Origin of the sequence: Kribbella sp. CA-253562 (assembly GCF_050942265.1) — a bacterium.
Lineage (GTDB): Bacteria > Actinomycetota > Actinomycetes > Propionibacteriales > Kribbellaceae > Kribbella.
On the sequence record NZ_CP192049.1, the window covers coordinates 7,777,510 to 7,793,547 of the forward strand.

Below are 16,038 nucleotides of genomic sequence, written 5' to 3' on the forward strand. Positions count from 1 at the left end.
GCGGCTACGGTCCGGCCATGCGGGTTCCTTCGCCAGTGGTTCGTGGGGTGGTGGGGGTCTGGGTCGTGGCCGTCTCGGCGACGGTGACGTCGGTGGTGCCGGCGTCGTCGTGGGTGGCGTCGATGCCGTTGCGGGACTCGTTGGCCGGGCGGATGACCGGGCTGACGTTCATGGTGTTCGGGCTCGGGCTGATGGTCTGGGCATGGCTCGAGGTGGGCCGCGAAGTCCTGGCGGGCGTCCGCCACCGGCTGATCCGGCTGACCGTCCTGTGGAGTCTGCCGCTGCTGCTCGCGCCGCCGCTGTTCAGCCGGGACGCGTGGAGCTACGCCGCGCAGGGCGCCCTGGTCGCCAAGGGCTTCGACCCGTACAGCGTGGGCCCGGGCGCACTCTCCGGCCGCGTGGTCGAGGCCGTCGACCCGATGTGGATGGACACTCCAGCGCCGTACGGTCCACTACCTCTCGCGTACGGCGGCCTCGCGGCTCAATTCACCGACAACCCGTACGTCCTCATGCTGGCCCATCGAGCACTGGCGCTGCTCGGCATCGTCCTGATCGCCTGGGCCGTACCGAAGATCGCCGTGGCCTGCCGAGTCGACCCGGCGGTCGCCACCTGGCTGGTGGTCGCCAACCCGGTCCTCATCACCCACGGCCTCGGCGCGGCGCACAACGACGTACTGATGCTCGGCCTGGCCTGCTCCGCCTTCGCCGTAGCCCTCACCGGCCACTGGGGCACCGCCGCAGTCATCGCCGGCACAGCAGCCGCGGTCAAAGCGCCCGGCGGCCTGGTTGTCATCGCCATCGCCGCAGTGATGAGCCCGCTGGCCGGCCGGGCCCTGCAACGCCTCGCCAGCCTCGCCATCGCCGGGTTCCTGGCAGTCCTGACCCTCGTCACCATCGGCGAGCTGACCGGAGTCGGTTCAGGCTGGCTCAGCGCGCTGGACGTCCCTGGTCTGGTCAGATCCCCGCTGTCGATCGCCAACCTGATCGGCATGGGCACGTCCGGCGTACTGGACTGGCTGGGCGCCGAAGACGCAGCCCAGCAAGCCCTTCAGGTCATCCGGCTGCTCGGCATCCTCACAGCGCTCGGGCTGATCGCCGTACTCGGGCTGCGCTCCCACATCCATCAGGCAGCCCGTGCGGTCGGCATCGCCATGCTCGCCGTCGTCCTGCTCGGGCCGACCGCGCACGACTGGTACTTCCTGTGGTGCCTGCCGTTCCTGGCCGTCGCCCGTCCCGGCCGGCGCCTGATGACGGCGTTGGTCGGGGTCAGCCTCGTCCTGACGATCGCCGCGCCGCTCAACTCGTCGCTGCGCGGTGCGGTCATCCCCATCCTGGTGACGACGTCGCTGGTGCTCGTGGTCGTCGGCACCCTGCTCGGCCGGCTCCGCACTCTTCAGCCGGTCAGAGCGCCCCGACCGCCTCGTTCACCGCAGCCTGCAACTCCAGGTGCAGCGTGGTCGGCCGCGGCAGCCGGACCTCCACCACGTCCACGCCCGCAACAGTCCTGACCAGCGCGGCCCGCAGCTCGTCCGGCGTCGTCACCAGCGTGTACGGCGTACCGGTCGCTGCTGCCAGGGCACCGAAGTCCGTGCCGTGCGGCGTGCCGAAGACCCGCTCGAAGTCGGGCGACCCGGCCTGCTCCAGCGTCGAGAAGATGCCGCCGCCGTCGTCGTTCACCACGACCACACGCAGGTCCGGCCGCGCTTCGGCCGGCCCGATCACCAGCCCGGTGAAGTCGTGCAGGAACGCCAGGTCCCCGATCAGCGCGTACGTCGCACCGCCGTTCGCCAGCGCCGCGCCGACGGCGGTCGACACCGTGCCGTCGATGCCCGCGAGCCCACGGTTGGCCACTGTCCGGATCGGTACGACGGGTGCCAGGTCCAGGTCGCGCACCGGGTTCGACGACGCCACCACGAGCATCCCGTCGGCGCCGACGGCCTCGCCGACGATCGCCGCGATGCCAGGTCCGGTCAGCCCGCCCGCAAGCACCTTGTCGATCGCCGGCCGGGCCAGCTGGTCGGCCTGCTGCCAGCGCGCGAGCCAGTCGGTGCTGTCGGCTCCGGTGACCTCCAGACCGGTCAGCACGGTCGCGGCTCGCCGTACGGCGTCCGGCCAGGAGCCGGTCGGCGCGACGACGATCACCTCCACGTCGGGGCGGCCGAGCAGCTTGGTGATCGGCCGCGACAGCGTCGGATGCCCGAACACCACCACCCGCTCGATCTCGTCCGCCAACTGCGTTGCCCCAAGCAACAGGCGGTACGCCGGGATGACCGACGGCCCGATCCGCGCCCGGCTCGACGGCTCCGCGAACAGCGGCCAGTTCCCCGCCTCGGCGGTCAGCCGCGCGGCCTGTGAAGCGCCGTCCCCAGCGACCACGACGGTCTTCGGCCCCGGCGCCAGCGACGACGGCTGTCCGCCGGCCGCGCGCACGCTGGTCCACGGTCCGGTGGGCCGCCCGTCCAAGGACTCCGGCCAGTCCGGTCCGTCGGTCGGCACCAGCGGCTCGGCGAAGGCGCAGTTGAGCTGGACCGGGCCCGGGTCGTTGCTGCGAGCGCCGACCGCGACCGAGACCGCCCGCGCGATCTGCGACCGCCAGTACGCGACCTGGCCCACCTCACGCCGCGGCACACCCAGCTCATGGAACATCCGCACCGCTCCGCCGAAGACCTTCAGCTGGTCGGTCGTCTGGTTCGCACCGCTCCCCCGCAGCTCCGGCGGCCGGTCCGCGCTCAGCACGAGCAGCGGCAGTCCGCTGTGCGACGCCTCCAGCACGGCCGGGTGCAGGTTGACCACCGCCGTACCGGACGTGGTGACCACCGGCACCGGCAGACCGGTCCCCCGGATCAGGCCGAGCGCGAGGAAGCCCGCCGTACGCTCGTCGATCCGTACGTGTAGCCGGAGCCGGCCCTCACGGTCAGCAGCGGCCAGTGCCATCGCCAGCGGCGCACTGCGTGAGCCGGGCGCGAGCACGACCTCCCGGACACCACACCGGATCAGCTCGTCGACGACCACGGTCGCGAACGCAGTGGACGGGTTCACTCGGCACTCCCCTTCAGTACTTCGACTCTGGCCAGCCGTGCTTCCCACACAGCTCTGGTCTCAGGTGACGCGGTGGCCGCCGCCAGTAACGCACTGTCCGGCTCGACCTTCTTCACCGGCAGGAAGCCGTCGACCGGCAGCAACGGCTCGGCGGCGACCTCACTCGTGAACATTGCCACGGTGGCCAGGCCACACGCGTAGGGCAGCTCCGGCAACGCAGCGGCCAGTGCGACGCCGGCAGCGATCCCCACCGAAGTCTCCAGCGCCGACGAGACCACCACCGGCAGTCCGATCTGCTCGGCGATCTCCAAGCACGCCCGGACCCCGCCGATCGGCTGCACCTTCAGTACGGCGATGTCGGCCGCCTCCAGCTCCCGGACCCGCAGGGGATCCTCGGCCCGCCGGATCGATTCGTCCGCGGCGATCAGTACGTCGGTACGCCGTCGTACCAGCGCCAGGTCCTCGACCGACGCGCACGGCTGCTCGACGTACTCCAGCTCGAACCGCGACAGCTCCTTGAGCGCTCGCAGTGCCTCGTCGACCGACCAGCCGCCGTTGGCGTCGATCCGGACGCGTCCGTCCGGGCCCAGCGCGTCCCGGACAGCTTCGACCCTGACCAGGTCGTCCGCCAGGGTCTGACCCGGCTCGGCGACCTTCACCTTCGCCGTACGGCAATTGGAGGCGCGGACGATCTCCGCAGCTCGCTCGGGACCCAGGGCGGGCACAGTGCAGTTCACCGGGATCTGCTGGCGCACCGGCTCGGGCCAGCCGTCGACAGCCGCCTCCTGTGCAGCGCGGAGCCAGGCGACACAGGTGGCGTCGTCGTAGTCCAGGAAGGGACTCCACTCCGCCCAGCCGGCCGGGCCCTCGAACAGCATGCCCTCGCGCACGGTGATGCCGCGGAACTTGTTCTTGAGCCCGAGAGAGTAGGTGATCATCGGACACCCTGCAGCAGTCGCTGCCGGTCGACCTTGCCCGAGCCGAGCATCGGCAACGCGTCCAGCCGGACGAGCTCACGCGGAGCCCAGGTCCGGGGCAGTGTCTCGGCCACGAAGTCCCTGACGTCTTTCAGCTGAGCCTTGCCGACCACGAAGGCCACCACCCGACTCCCCCACTCCTCGTCGGGCACACCGAGCACGACAGCGTCCGCGACGTCCGGGTGCTCGAGCAGGCGCGCCTGCACTGCGGGGAGCGTCACGTTGACCCCGCCGGAGATCACCACGTCGTCCACCCGCCCGATGACCTCCAGCCGGCCGTCGACGAACCGGCCGCGGTCCTGCGTGCGGAACCAGCCGTCTCGCAGCACCTCTCTGGTCAGTGCGGGCTGCAGGCGGTAGCCGGAGAACAGCGTCGGGCCCTTGATCAGGATGCGCCCGTCGTCCAGCGCCAGCTCGGTCCCGTCGAGCGGCAGACCGGCGTACACGCAGCCGCTGCCGGTCTCCGTCATCCCGTACGCCGGAACGACCGTCACGCCCGCGGCCGCGGCCCGGGCCTTCAGCTCGTCGCCCATGGAAGCGCCGCCGATCACGATCGCGTCGAAGCTGCGCAGCGCGTCGGGCGCGGTGTCCAGGTAGCGGGTGAGCTGGGTCGGGACCATAGCCGTGTAGCGCCGGTCTCCCGTCATCGACGCGGCCGCCGTCAGGTCGTCAGCCACGACGGGCGTCGTACCGGCCAGGAGCGAGCGGGTGAGGATCTGCAGCCCACCGACGAAGTAGGGTTTCATCGGCAGCAGCCACTGCCCCGGTCCGCCGAGCCGGTCGTGCGTGGCCGTCGCCGAGGCGATCAGCGCGTCCCTGGACAGCAGCACACCCTTCGGCTCACCGGAGGAGCCCGACGTGGTCAGTACGACGGCGCAGTCGTCCTCCAGCGGCTCGTCCGGCGCAGCCGCGCGCCGTACGCGCGCCGCGGCGGCCGGCTCCGGGGGCACGGGCGCGAACGGCCGGCCGGCGCCTTCCAGCACCTCGGACAGGGCGGCGAGGACAGCCTCGGGCGTGCCAGGCACCAGACGCAAACTAGACATACTCCGTCGAGCGTAGCCCCGACCCTCATTCGCCGAGCCAACGGCTGACACAATCCGAGCCATGGCCAACCTTTCTCAGTGGATCGAGGGTGCCCGCCCCAGGACGCTGCCTGCCGCCATCGCGCCAGTGCTGGTCGGCAGCGGCGCGGCCGCCTACCTGGACGGCTTCGTCTGGTGGAAGGCGCTGCTGGCCCTCGGCGTCGCCCTGGCGCTGCAGATCGGCGTGAACTACGCCAACGACTACAGCGACGGCATCCGCGGCACCGACGAGAACCGGGTCGGCCCGCTGCGACTGGTCGGGTCCAAGGTGGCCACACCGCGAGCGGTGAAGACCGCGGCGTTCGCCTGCTTCGGGGTGGGCGCCGTGCTGGGGATCGTGCTCTGTGCGACGTCCAACTGGTGGCTGCTGGTCGCCGGAGCCGCTTCGCTGGTCGGTGCGTGGTTCTACACCGGCGGCAAGACGCCGTACGGGTACCGCGCGCTGGGCGAGGTCAGCGTATTCGTCTTCTTCGGGCTGGTTGCCGTGCTCGGCACCACCTACGTGCAGGCCGAGCGGCTGCACTGGACCGCCGTGGCCGGGGCCGTCGCCATCGGCTCGATCGCCTGCGCGCTGCTGGTCGCCAACAACCTGCGGGACATCCCGACCGACAACGTGACCGGCAAGCGCACGCTGGCGGTGGTGATCGGTGCGGCGCGGTCCCGGCAGCTGTACGCCGTACTGATCGCGCTGGCGTTCATCCTGGCCGCACTGTCCGCGCTGGCGACGCCGTGGGCCCTGCTCGGCCTGATCGCGCTGCCGCTGGGCATCAAGGCGGTCCGGGTGGTCGTCAGCGACGCCGTCGGCCCGGCCCTGATCCCGGTGCTCAAGGGCACGGGCCAGACCGAGCTCGTGTACGCGATCGGCCTGGCCGTCGGGCTGGCTCTGGGCGGCTAGCAGCCCTGCCGGCCGCGCAGCGGCCTGGCGCTCAGCGGCGCGGGCTACTACTCCCTCTCCCTCCACTGACCGGTTTCCGCGAACCCGCGGAGCGTCTCCTCGTACGGGCTGATGTCGATCCCGTTGGTCCGCAACCAGTCGTCGTCGTAGTAGGTGTTGGTGTAGCGCTCGCCGCCATCGCACAGCAGCGTGACGATGCTGCCGCGCTGCCCCATCCGGCGCATCTCGGCCGCCAGCCGCAGCGAACCCCAGAGGTTGGTCCCGGTCGAGCCGCCGACCAGGCGCCCGGTCACCCGTGAACAGAACCGCATCGCCGCGATCGACGCAGCGTCCGGCACGGCGATCATCCGGTCGACCACCCCGGGAACGAACGACGGCTCGACCCGCGGCCGGCCGATCCCCTCGATCCGCGACGGCCGCCCGGTGGCGAAGTCGCCGTCCCCGGCCTCGAAGCCCGGGAAAAACGCCGACCCCTCCGGGTCCACGACCGCGACCGAGGTCGCGTGCCGCTGGTAGCGCACGTACCGGCCGATCGTCGCCGACGTCCCACCGGTGCCGGCGCCGACCACGACCCAGGTCGGCACCGGGTACTGCTCGAGCGCCAACTGGCCGAAGATCGACTCGGCGATGTTGTTGTTGCCCCGCCAGTCGGTGGCCCGCTCGGCGTAGGTGAACTGGTCCATGTAGTGGCCGCCGGTCTCCTCGGCCAGCCGCTTCGCCTCGCCGTAGATCTGCCCGGACCGCTCGACGAAGTGGCAGCGGCCGCCGTAGAACTCGATCAGCTGGATCTTCTCCCGGCTGGTCGAGGCCGGCATCACGGCCACGAACGGTAACCCCAGCAACCGCGCGAAGTACGCCTCGCTCACCGCGGTGGACCCACTGGACGCCTCGATCACGGTCGTCCCCTCGCGGATCCACCCGTTGCACAGCGCGTACAGGAACAACGACCGCGCCAGCCGGTGCTTCAGCGACCCGGTCGGATGCACCGACTCGTCCTTGAGGTAGAGATCCACCCCACTCATCGCCGGCATCGGAAACACATGCAGATGCGTGTCCGCACTCCGGTTGGCATCCGCGTCGACGATCCGCACCGCCTCAGCCACCCAGGCCCGCTGCTTGTCGTCCCGCCGATCCACTTCCCGGCATCCCAGCGGCTGACTCTGTCCCCCGTAAACCTCACTCATGGAGGTCAGGCTAGGGCCAGAACCCACCCACCGCACATCCCCAGCCGGCTCACCGACCCACCCGAACCGTCCACCGCACCGCCGTCCCCGAGACCTCCGCCTCGATCACCTCCGCCTGAGCAGCCCCCGACAACAGCCACGCCAGATCCCGCTCGTACCGCTCGATCACCTCCGGATTCACCCCGTCCGGCGCGACCCGGGTGATCACGAAGCAGTCCCCCGGCTCCTCGTCGTACGGGTCCGGGTCGTCGATCAACGCCCGCAGCGGAACCGCCGACAGCCCACCGCCCTGCCCCGCCGGCGGGAGCGGACCCAACCCCTGGGCTTCCGCGAGCGCTGCCAACGCATCGAGGACCACCGGCCGGAAGACGTCCTCCAACTGTTCGACGGTCAGGTCTGGCAGTTCGGGGCAGGCGACAGAGACGTCGACGTTCACCAACCGGCCGATGAGCGCCACCGTCCGGCGCTGCCGTCCTTTCGTGACCCGGTACTGGACGTCAATCGACACCCGCTCGAACCCGCCCTGCGCCAGCCACGCGGCGCCGTCGTACTGGGGCAGGAGCTTGGCGTGCAGTCGCTGGAGCGCCGTCCAGGCTCTGTCCTCCGCCTTGCCGGTGAAGGTGCTCGCGGACTTGGAGTCGGTGCCTCGGCCGCAGGTGAGCTGGAGCCACGTGATGGTCATCCGGTCAGTATGAGTAGTCCTACGCTCCGCTGCGCGGCATCGCGGCGGCAGGCTGGTGGACATGATCCCCCTCGGCTTCGAGTTGAACCTGTCGGCTACCGAGCAGGCTGTGCTGCTCGTCGTGGTGGGGCTGCTCGCGACCGCCGCGGCCGTGCCGGCGAGTGTGCCGTTGGCTGCTGTGGGTGCGCTCCGGGCGCGTTTCCGCGGGCGCGGGGCGACCGGCAACGGCCTTTGGTACTGGCTCTGGGGTACGGCGCTCAGCTGGGCGACCATGATCGGCGGCTACCAGCTGGAGCTCGGCTGGTGGTCGGTGCCGTTCGGGTGGGTCCCGGGGCTGGTGGCCGCCTGGGTGCTGCCCCCCGGACCCCCGCGCCCGCTACGTTGGGAACAAGCACGCCGACCCGTGGGGGAACGATGACCGACAACGACGAACGGCCGACCCGCCAGCGGGTGACGCTCACCGACATCAGCTCACGGGCCTGGGAACACCCGGCCGACCGCGGTGCGCTGGTCGCGCTGCGGCAGCTCAAGGGCTTCGACTTCGTGCTGCGCAAGATGTCCGGGCTGATCAACGAGCGCGCCTTCCGGCTGCAGTTCCTCGGGTCGGCGATCCGGGTCGACGAGCGGCAGTTCCCCAAGGTGCACCGGCTCTACACCGAGGCGGCCACGACGCTCGACGTCCGGCAGCTGCCCGAGCTGTACGTCACCAACAGCCCGATCTGGAACGCCGTCACGATCGGCATGGACCGGCCGTTCATCGTGCTCAACAGCGCGCTGGTGCAGGGCCTGGACGAGGAGGAGCTGCGGTTCATCCTCGCCCACGAGCTCGGCCACGCGCAGAGCGGTCACGCGCTCTACCAGTCGCTGCTGCTGTGGCTGATGCGGCTGACCGGCGCGATCAACTGGATGCCGATCGGTGCGCTCGGGATCCGGGCGATCATCGCGGCGCTGCACGAGTGGTCCCGCAAGGCCGAGCTGTCCGGCGACCGGGCCGGCCTGCTCGCCGTCCAGGACCCGGCGGTCGCGCTGCGGGTCCAGATGAAGCTGGCGTCGGGCGGTCACCTCGACCAGCTCGACACCACCGCGTTCCTGGCCCAGGGCACCGAGTACGAGAGCTCCGGCGACCTGCGCGACTCCGTGCTCAAGCTGCTGCTGCTCGAGGCGCAGACCCATCCGCTGGCCGTCATCCGCGCGCACGAGCTGCGCCGCTGGGTCGACGAGGGCGAGTACACCACGATCGTGTCCGGCGACTACCCCAAGCGCCAGGACGACGCGAACGCCTCGATGTCCCAGGAGGCCAAGAACGCCGCGAAGTCGTACTCCGACGCCTTCGCCCGCTCCCAGGACCCGCTGGCCAAGTTCCTCCGCGACCTCGGCGACGGCCTCGGCGGCGTCCGCGACTGGGTCAACTCGAAGTTCCCGCCGCGCTGACGTGCCGGACTGGTCGGCGGAGGACCGCGCCGAGCTGACCCGGATGCACGCGGCCGAGGCAGAGAAGACGGAGGTCGACCTCGACGCCCTGCGCGCCGAGGCGGCCTCGACGCCGCCCTCCCACGAGCGAACCGCCGTACTCGTCCAGCTCTACTGCGCCGACCACGCCGCCCTCGGCTACGGCTGGGATCGCGCGGCCCGCACGTTCGTCATCCGCCTCGCCGCTGACCACTCCGGTACGGCGGCCCCGGAGGCGGACGCTCAACCAGTCGACCTCGGCGGCGCCGAGGCCCTGGTGGCACGCAGCCGTCACACCCAAGCGGAGATCGACCTCGTCCTGGACGAGCTGCGCCTTCGCCGCCGGCACCCCGAAGCCCGCACCTACGCGTACGGCTTCGCCTACGACGCCCTCGCCGACGTGGTCGACGTCCACACCAACGCCCCGCCGGAGGTTGTTGCCCCGCTCATCGAGCGGTACTCCACCGCCCTCGCCGTCCGCCACGGCCGTGCCACCCGCCGCTGACCACCAACTGTTAGCAAGCCCGTGGTCCGGGGTACCTCAGCTGTCCACGGAACGGCGTACGGCCGGCCAGCACTGCGGATCGCTGTGAAGTCGGCGATGATGCCGGCCCTGGCGATCTGGTCCCGCGCGCACCACGGCTCACCGCTGCTGGTCACAGCCCTGCTCTTCTCCTCCGTCCCGGTCGCGGCGTACTCGCTGATGCTCACGGCAACGGCTGTCACGTCGGCCTGGTCGGGCGGCCGTTCGGCAGCCGGCGGCGCGCTGTTCCTCGCCTCCGACAGCCTGATCGGCGCCCGCCTGGCGGCTGGAACTTCCGCCGCCTGATCCACCAAACCGTGTGACCGATGCCGCCCGGAGGGTGAATGCTGGACCGGTGATCGAGTTACGGCGGCTGACACCGGACGACTGGAAAGACTGGCGCGAGCTCCGGCTGACGGCACTCGCCGACACACCCACGGCGTTCGGCGCCCGGTACGACGACTGGGTGGACGCCGATGAGGACCGCTGGCGCGCCCGGCTCGCGCTTCCCGGTTCGTACAACCTGATCGCCTCCCTCGACGGCAGTCCCGCGGGCATGGCGAGCGGTCTGCCGTCCCGCGACGAGGACGACGTCCGCGAGCTGGTGTCGATGTGGGTCACCCCGGCCGCCCGGGGCCGAGGCGTCGGCGACCAGCTGATGACCGCGGTCGAGACCTGGGCCCGCGCCACCGGCGCCCACGCCGTCGAGCTGTCAGTTGTCCAGGGCAACGAGAAGGCGCACGCCCTCTACCTGCGCCACGGCTACGTACAGACCGGCAAGTCCGGCGACCTGATGCCCGACGGCATCCACCGCGAACTCGTGCTGCGCAAGCAGTTGTAGGTCTGCTTCAACGGCGAAGGGCCGCACCCCGCCCCCGGGATGCGGCCCTTCTGTTCAGGAGGACGTCAGCCGATGTGCACGCCCGGCTTGCCGTCGTTGGCCAGATCCTTGGACTTGACCGACAGCCCCACCAGCGTGATCAGCGCCGCGCCGAGGATGATGAACGCCGACACCGTGAACGCCCGGGTGAACCCGTGCGTCGTGGCGACCGCGGTGAACTGGCCCTGGAGCTCCTTCAGCTGGGCCGGCGACTGACCGGACTCGGCCGCCTTCTGCAGCCCGGGGGCCAGCTCGGCGAACCTGTCCTTGATCGCGTTGGCCGAGACCGTGCCGAGCAGCGCCAGGCCGATCGCGCCACCGATCTGCTGGACCGTGTTCAGCACCGCGGAGCCGACACCGGAGTCCTCGTTGGCCACGCCGGAGACCGCGGTCAGCGTGAGCGGCACGAAGATCAGGCCCATGCCGAACGAGAGCAGCAGGATGAACGGCATCACGTGGGTCAGGTACGTCGAGTCGACCTCGAGCTGGGAGAAGCCCCACATCCCGACGCCGGCCAGTGCCGCACCGGCACCGGCGATCCAGCGCGGGTCGATCCGGGCGATCAGCGTGGAGGCGATCTGGGCCGCGACCACGATGCCGAGGCTGAACGGCAGGAACGCGAAACCGGTCTTCAGCGCGCTGTAGCCGAGGATGTTCTGGATGTAGATACCGAGGAAGTAGAACATCGAGAACATCGCCGCGCCGACGATCAGCATCACGAAGAAGCTGACCCCGCGGGTCCGGTCGGCCAGGATCCGGAACGGCATCAGCGCGTGCCGGGACTTGGCCTCGATCGCCAGGAAGACACCGATCAGCGCGACGCCACCGATGATGAAGGCCAAGGTGACCGGGTCGCCCCAGCCCTTCTCGGCCGCGTGCGTCAGGCCGTAGACCAGGCCGGTCAGACCGACCGTGCCGGTGACCGCGCCCGGAATGTCGAACTTGCCCTGCTGGCGGGCCGACTCGCCCAGGTAGCGAATCGCCAGCACCGCGACGATCAGGCCGATCGGGGTGTTGATGAAGAAGGTCCAGCGCCACGACGCCTCGGTCAGTGCCCCGCCGAGGATCAGGCCGACCGCGGCACCCGCACCGGACATCGCGGCGTACACGGCCATCGCGCGGTTGCGCTCCTTGCCGGCCGGGAAGGTGGTGGTGATCAGGGCCAGCGCGTTCGGTGAGGCGGCCGCGGCCGCGACGCCCTGCAGGATCCGGCTGGCCAGCAGGATCGTCTCGTTCTGCGCGATGCCCCCGATGAACGACGCGACGCCGAACAGCACCACACCGAACATGAACACCTTGCGGCGTCCGAGGATGTCGCCGATCCGGCCACCGAGCAGCAGCAGACCACCGAAGGCCAGCGCGTACGCGTTGACCACCCAGGGCAGCGACTCGTTGGTGAAGCCGAGATCGGTCTGGATGTGCGGAAGCGCGATGTTGACGATGGTGCCGTCCAGCACCACCATCAGCTGCGCCATGCTGATCAGCGCGAGCGCGATCCCGAGGTTGCGGTGGCCGTGGGCCGCGGGCTCGGCCCCTGAGTTCCCGGCGTCGGCCGACGGCACCTTCTCCGGCGGATCGGCCTTGACGACGTCTTCGGACATACTGAGTTTCCCCTCTTGGGTGGTACTGGCTTCTGGGTCGCCGACCGGCCCCACACCGGTCAGCTCGCCTGCGACCCCCGCGCCGCAGGCAGGATCACGTGGTCGATCACCCGCAGAATCAGGTCCTCGGTCGGCTCGATGCCGAGCACGAAGGCGTGGTGGATGACGAGCGCGGGCAACGTCTGGGACAGCAGCTCGACGTCGACGTCCTCGGCGATCTCGCCGCGCTCGACCGCGCGCTGGTAGAGCCGGGCGGTCAGCTCGAGCCGCGGCTTGAGGAACCGCTGCTTGAACGCCGACTGCAGGTCGTCGTCGCGGTGCAGCGCGGTCAGCAGGCCGGCCATCACCGACATCGGCATCTCGTCGGTGAAGCCGCCGGCGTTGCACGACAGCGCGATCAGGTCACCACGCAGGCTGCCCGTGTCGACCTCGTCCGGCACCGGACAGCCCTTGGCCCGGCTGATCGCGTCCACGACCAGCTCGGCCTTGCTCGTCCAGCGCCGGTACAGCGTCGCCTTGCTGGCCTTGGCGGCGGTCGCCACCGCGTCCATCGTCAGGCGGTCGTACCCCAGCTCGCCGACGAGCTCGACGGTCGCGTCGAGGATCTCTTCCTCACGCCCACCCTCGACCCGCGGTCGCGATCGCGGTCCGGCCTCGGCCACTTCGGTCATCATCACCCTGTGTGATCGTCAAGCAACAGATAGAACGAAACGGTTCCGTTTCATCCACCACAGTACGACTCATGTGAAGAGATGCACAAGCGAATTTCCGGGAAAGTCGTTCGTGGCCTGGGTCACGCTGCGTACCACTGCTGCACTGGTACGCCGCCCAGCCGGCTCCGCGCCGCAGACAGCAGCGGGCCCCGCCGACACGTTGTCGACGGGGCCCGCGCAGGTCAGGACCTCAGTCCTCGTCCTCGGCCTTCCGGGCTGCCTCGAGCCGCTCGGTCATCCGGGTCGCCCGCGTCTCGATCCGCTGCGCGAGCCGGTCCCGCCAGGCGCGCAGCACGAAGATCGACAGGATCGACGACACGATCAGCGCCAGCAGCAGCAACGGGAACACCGTCAGCCAGTTGCTCAACGCGAACCACAGCACCGCGAACGACGCGGCGAACAACGCCAGCCGCAGCCCGGTGTACACAGCGAATTCCTTCATACCGGCACTCTCCTACAGCCCCGAGTAGGCGTGGAAACCGGACAGCAGCAGGTTGACGCCGATGAAGTTGAACAGGAAGACGACCCAGCCGGCGATCGCGACCCACGCGGCGCGGCGGCCGCGCCAGCCGGCGGTGGCCCGCGCGTGCAGGTAGGCGGCGTACACGACCCAGGTGACCAGCGACCAGACCTCCTTGGGGTCCCAGCCCCAGGCGCGGCCCCAGGCGTAGTACGCCCAGATCGGGCCGGCGACCAGGACGCCGAAGGTCCACAGCGGGAAGGCGAACGCGTGCACCTTGTACGCGACGGCGTCCATGCCGGCGGCCGACGGGACGCGGCGCAGCGCGGCCGACATCGGCTTGCCGTCGGCCTCACGCGCCTCGGCGCGGCTCTTGATCAGGTAGAGGATCGAGGCCAGCCCACCGACGGTGAACCCGCCGCCCGCGATCGCCGCGGCCGACACGTGGATCACCAGCCAGTACGAGTGCAGCGCGGGCAACAGATCGGCAGCCGGTACGTACAGCGCGAGTACGGCGATGCCCAGCGTGGCGGCCAGGACGAAGGTGACCAGCAGACCGAGCCACTGCAGCCGCTGCCGCTTGAGCAGGAACAGGTAGACCGCCGCGACCGCGAGCGACGCGGTGATGGCGAACTCGTACATGTTGCCCCACGGCACCCGCCCCGCGGCCAGACCACGGGTCAGCACCCCACCGGCGTGCATGACGAACGCCAGCACCGTCAGCAGTACGCCGATCCGGCTGGCCTGCTCCCACCGAACCGACCGGTCCGGCTCTTCGGTGCCGGCAGCGTCCGCCGGGATCTCGGCGCCGTCGGCACCGACCAGCACCTTCTGTTCCGCGGGCTTGCGGACCCGCAGGCCGCTCGACCACTCCACGGTGTGTGCCAGCAGAGCCAGCGTGTAGATCACCGTCGCGGTCGGAACCAACAGGTTCGACACCGAGGCGAGGGTCGCCGAGTTCATGCCTGCTCCCGCTTCTTGTTCAGAATGGTGGAGATCGCGTCGAGCTCGTCACCGAGACCACGCTCCGGTCCCCGGTCCAGACCGGCGACCTCGACCACGGTACGCCCGTCCTCGGTCCGCACCCGCACCCAGGTACGCCGCGGATGGACGAACAGCGAGCCCATCAGCCCGAGGATCGCGAGCAGGATCCCGGCCAGCGCGAGGTTCAGTCCGGGGGTGTGGCTGATCTGCAGCTTCACCCACTGGTCGTAGGAGTCGAAGGTCAGCGAGCCACGCCCGTCCGGCAGATCGATGCTCTGCCCGGGCGCGAGCTGGAACCGCAGCTTGTCACCCTTGCCGTCGTCGAACTGGGTCAGCTTGGACTTGTCGAGCTGGTAGACCGACTGCGGTTTGCCCGTCTCGTCGGCCGGGCGTCCGTAGTACGCCGTGAGCACCAGCGCCGGGTTCACCGCGTCGGGGAAGACCGAGATCGGGCCGCGCTGGTCGATCACGGCGGTCGGCAGGAAGAACCCTTCGAACCCGAGCTGCGCGGGCCGCGCGTCCGGCGCCTTCACCACGCCGAACGACGAGAAGTTCGCGTCCTGCGGCAGGAACGGCGAGGGCCCGGAGAAGGCGATGTCGCCCTTGCCGTCGCGCACCGTGACCTTCGGCGCGTAACCGTGGCCGAGCAGGTGCACCTTGGTGCCGTCGATCGACAGCGGGTGGTTCACCTGCAGGTCGTAGGACTTCTCCGGGGCTTCCGGTGTCTCCTGGTAGGTGATGCCCGCATCGAACGAGCGCGCCGCGCCCCGCTGCGGTCCCTGCGTCTCGAAGGTCGCCTTGAAGCTGTTCACGGTCAGCGTGAACGGCGGCAGGTCGTCCGGCGTGAACGCGCGGCCGGGCGTGAAGTCGTCGTACTGGGCCACGGCGTTGGAGAAACCGTTGCCGACGACAACCAGCACGGTGCCGCGGTAGCCGAACAGCGAGCCCCAGGCGATCCCGACCAGCGCGAGGATCAGCGAGAAGTGGAAGACCAGGTTGCCGGCCTCGCGCAGGTAACCGCGCTCGGCGCCGATCGCGCCGTCGTACGTCTCGACCCGGAAGCGGCGCTTGCGCAACTCCTGATGCGCCGCGGCCAGTACGTCGGCCTCGCTCGCGTCGGTCTCGAAGCGCTGGTGGCCCGGCAGGCGGTGCAAATTGCGCGGTGGCTTCGGCGGTCGCGCGCGCAGGGCCTTCAGGTAGACCTGCAGCCGCGGGACCACGCAGCCGATCAGCGAGATGAACAGCAGCAGGTAGATCGCCGAGAACCAGACCGACTTGTAGACGTCGAAGAGTCCGAGCTTGTCGTACCAGGACGCCAGCGACGGGTTGGCCTCGTAGAAGTCCGACACCTTGATCGGGTCGACCGGGATCTGCGGGATCAGCGATCCGGGCACCGCGCCGAGCGCCAGCAGGAACAGCAGGACCAGCGCGGTTTTCATCGAGGTCAACTGCCGCCACGACCAGCGCAGCCAGCCGACGAACCCGAGGGCCGGCGGGTCGGGGCGCTCGGGTGGCTTGCCGCCGGGCATCACCGGCTCGGTCTCGACGTGCTCCTTGACCTCACTCATC

17 protein-coding genes are annotated in these 16,038 nt (G+C 70.4%); 7 read left to right on the top strand and 10 right to left on the bottom strand.

Translation table 11 applies throughout. The annotated features are described in order from the left end of the window. Positions 1-17: 17 nt before the first annotated feature. Complete coding sequence (gene mptB, locus ACQPXM_RS37020) at positions 18-1,508, top strand: polyprenol phosphomannose-dependent alpha 1,6 mannosyltransferase MptB (RefSeq protein WP_432942644.1); 1,491 nt, start codon at positions 18-20, stop codon at positions 1,506-1,508. Here mptB and menD read toward each other — a convergent pair. Genes menD through menE form a run of 3 tightly spaced genes read right to left on the bottom strand, consistent with a single transcriptional unit; the run spans position 1,402 to position 5,041 of the window. Next, entirely contained in the window at positions 1,402-3,039 is a 1,638-nt protein-coding gene (gene menD / locus ACQPXM_RS37025) for a 2-succinyl-5-enolpyruvyl-6-hydroxy-3-cyclohexene-1-carboxylic-acid synthase (RefSeq protein ID WP_432942645.1), read from the bottom strand. The genes mptB and menD overlap by 107 nt on opposite strands. Then, a complete protein-coding gene (locus ACQPXM_RS37030; protein ID WP_432942646.1) occupies positions 3,036-3,977 on the bottom strand; it encodes an o-succinylbenzoate synthase in 942 nt (313 codons plus the stop codon). Before ACQPXM_RS37030 ends, menD begins: the two co-directional genes overlap by 4 nt. Beyond that, positions 3,974-5,041 (bottom strand): o-succinylbenzoate--CoA ligase, encoded by a 1,068-nt coding sequence (gene menE, locus ACQPXM_RS37035; RefSeq protein ID WP_432942647.1) that lies wholly within the window; start codon positions 5,039-5,041, stop codon positions 3,974-3,976. The genes ACQPXM_RS37030 and menE overlap by 4 nt, the downstream gene beginning before the upstream one ends. A gap of 79 nt (positions 5,042-5,120) precedes the next feature. Here menE and ACQPXM_RS37040 point away from each other — a divergent pair, with 79 nt between their 5' ends. Beyond that, entirely contained in the window at positions 5,121-5,993 is an 873-nt protein-coding gene (locus ACQPXM_RS37040; protein ID WP_432942648.1) for a 1,4-dihydroxy-2-naphthoate polyprenyltransferase, read from the top strand. A 47-nt stretch (positions 5,994-6,040) separates the two neighbouring features. Here ACQPXM_RS37040 and ACQPXM_RS37045 read toward each other — a convergent pair whose 3' ends face one another. Both ACQPXM_RS37045 and ACQPXM_RS37050 read right to left on the bottom strand, forming a co-directional pair. Next, positions 6,041-7,177, bottom strand: coding sequence for a PLP-dependent cysteine synthase family protein (locus ACQPXM_RS37045; RefSeq protein ID WP_432942649.1), 1,137 nt, complete (start codon positions 7,175-7,177; stop codon positions 6,041-6,043). A 49-nt stretch (positions 7,178-7,226) separates the two neighbouring features. Continuing rightward, positions 7,227-7,859, bottom strand: coding sequence for a hypothetical protein (locus ACQPXM_RS37050; protein ID WP_432942650.1), 633 nt, complete (start codon positions 7,857-7,859; stop codon positions 7,227-7,229). Positions 7,860-7,920: 61 nt separating this feature from the next. On the opposite strand from ACQPXM_RS37050, the gene ACQPXM_RS37055 reads away from it, so the two are divergent. The 5 genes from ACQPXM_RS37055 to ACQPXM_RS37075 all read left to right on the top strand — a co-directional run bounded on the left by ACQPXM_RS37055 (position 7,921) and on the right by ACQPXM_RS37075 (position 10,672). Next, positions 7,921-8,277 carry a hypothetical protein gene (locus tag ACQPXM_RS37055; RefSeq protein ID WP_432942651.1) on the top strand — a complete coding sequence of 119 codons (357 nt, stop codon included), beginning with the start codon at positions 7,921-7,923 and terminating at the stop codon, positions 8,275-8,277. Next, complete coding sequence (locus ACQPXM_RS37060) at positions 8,274-9,290, top strand: M48 family metallopeptidase (RefSeq protein WP_432942652.1); 1,017 nt, start codon at positions 8,274-8,276, stop codon at positions 9,288-9,290. The genes ACQPXM_RS37055 and ACQPXM_RS37060 overlap by 4 nt, the downstream gene beginning before the upstream one ends. 1 nt (position 9,291) lies before the next feature. Then, positions 9,292-9,813 carry a hypothetical protein gene (locus ACQPXM_RS37065; RefSeq protein WP_432942653.1) on the top strand — a complete coding sequence of 174 codons (522 nt, stop codon included), beginning with the start codon at positions 9,292-9,294 and terminating at the stop codon, positions 9,811-9,813. Positions 9,814-9,897: 84 nt separating this feature from the next. Then, a complete protein-coding gene (locus ACQPXM_RS37070; RefSeq protein WP_432942654.1) occupies positions 9,898-10,137 on the top strand; it encodes a hypothetical protein in 240 nt (79 codons plus the stop codon). A gap of 49 nt (positions 10,138-10,186) precedes the next feature. Next, on the top strand, positions 10,187-10,672 hold the full coding sequence (locus ACQPXM_RS37075; protein WP_432942655.1) for an N-acetyltransferase family protein: 486 nt from the start codon (positions 10,187-10,189) through the stop codon (positions 10,670-10,672). 65 nt (positions 10,673-10,737) lie between these two features. Here the strand turns inward: ACQPXM_RS37075 and ACQPXM_RS37080 are convergent, their stop codons facing one another. The 5 genes from ACQPXM_RS37080 to resB form a co-directional block, all read right to left on the bottom strand. Beyond that, positions 10,738-12,312 (bottom strand): MFS transporter, encoded by a 1,575-nt coding sequence (locus ACQPXM_RS37080; protein WP_432942656.1) that lies wholly within the window; start codon positions 12,310-12,312, stop codon positions 10,738-10,740. Between the two features lie 59 nt (positions 12,313-12,371). Beyond that, positions 12,372-12,986: a TetR/AcrR family transcriptional regulator C-terminal ligand-binding domain-containing protein gene (locus ACQPXM_RS37085; RefSeq protein WP_432942657.1), complete on the bottom strand. Its 615-nt coding sequence runs from the start codon at positions 12,984-12,986 to the stop codon at positions 12,372-12,374. A gap of 229 nt (positions 12,987-13,215) precedes the next feature. Continuing rightward, on the bottom strand, positions 13,216-13,467 hold the full coding sequence (locus ACQPXM_RS37090) for a DUF4229 domain-containing protein (protein ID WP_432942658.1): 252 nt from the start codon (positions 13,465-13,467) through the stop codon (positions 13,216-13,218). 12 nt (positions 13,468-13,479) lie between these two features. Then, a complete protein-coding gene (gene ccsB, locus ACQPXM_RS37095) occupies positions 13,480-14,448 on the bottom strand; it encodes a c-type cytochrome biogenesis protein CcsB (protein ID WP_432942659.1) in 969 nt (322 codons plus the stop codon). Further along, complete coding sequence (gene resB / locus ACQPXM_RS37100) at positions 14,445-16,037, bottom strand: cytochrome c biogenesis protein ResB (RefSeq protein ID WP_432942660.1); 1,593 nt, start codon at positions 16,035-16,037, stop codon at positions 14,445-14,447. The genes ccsB and resB overlap by 4 nt, the downstream gene beginning before the upstream one ends. Position 16,038 lies beyond the last annotated feature (1 nt).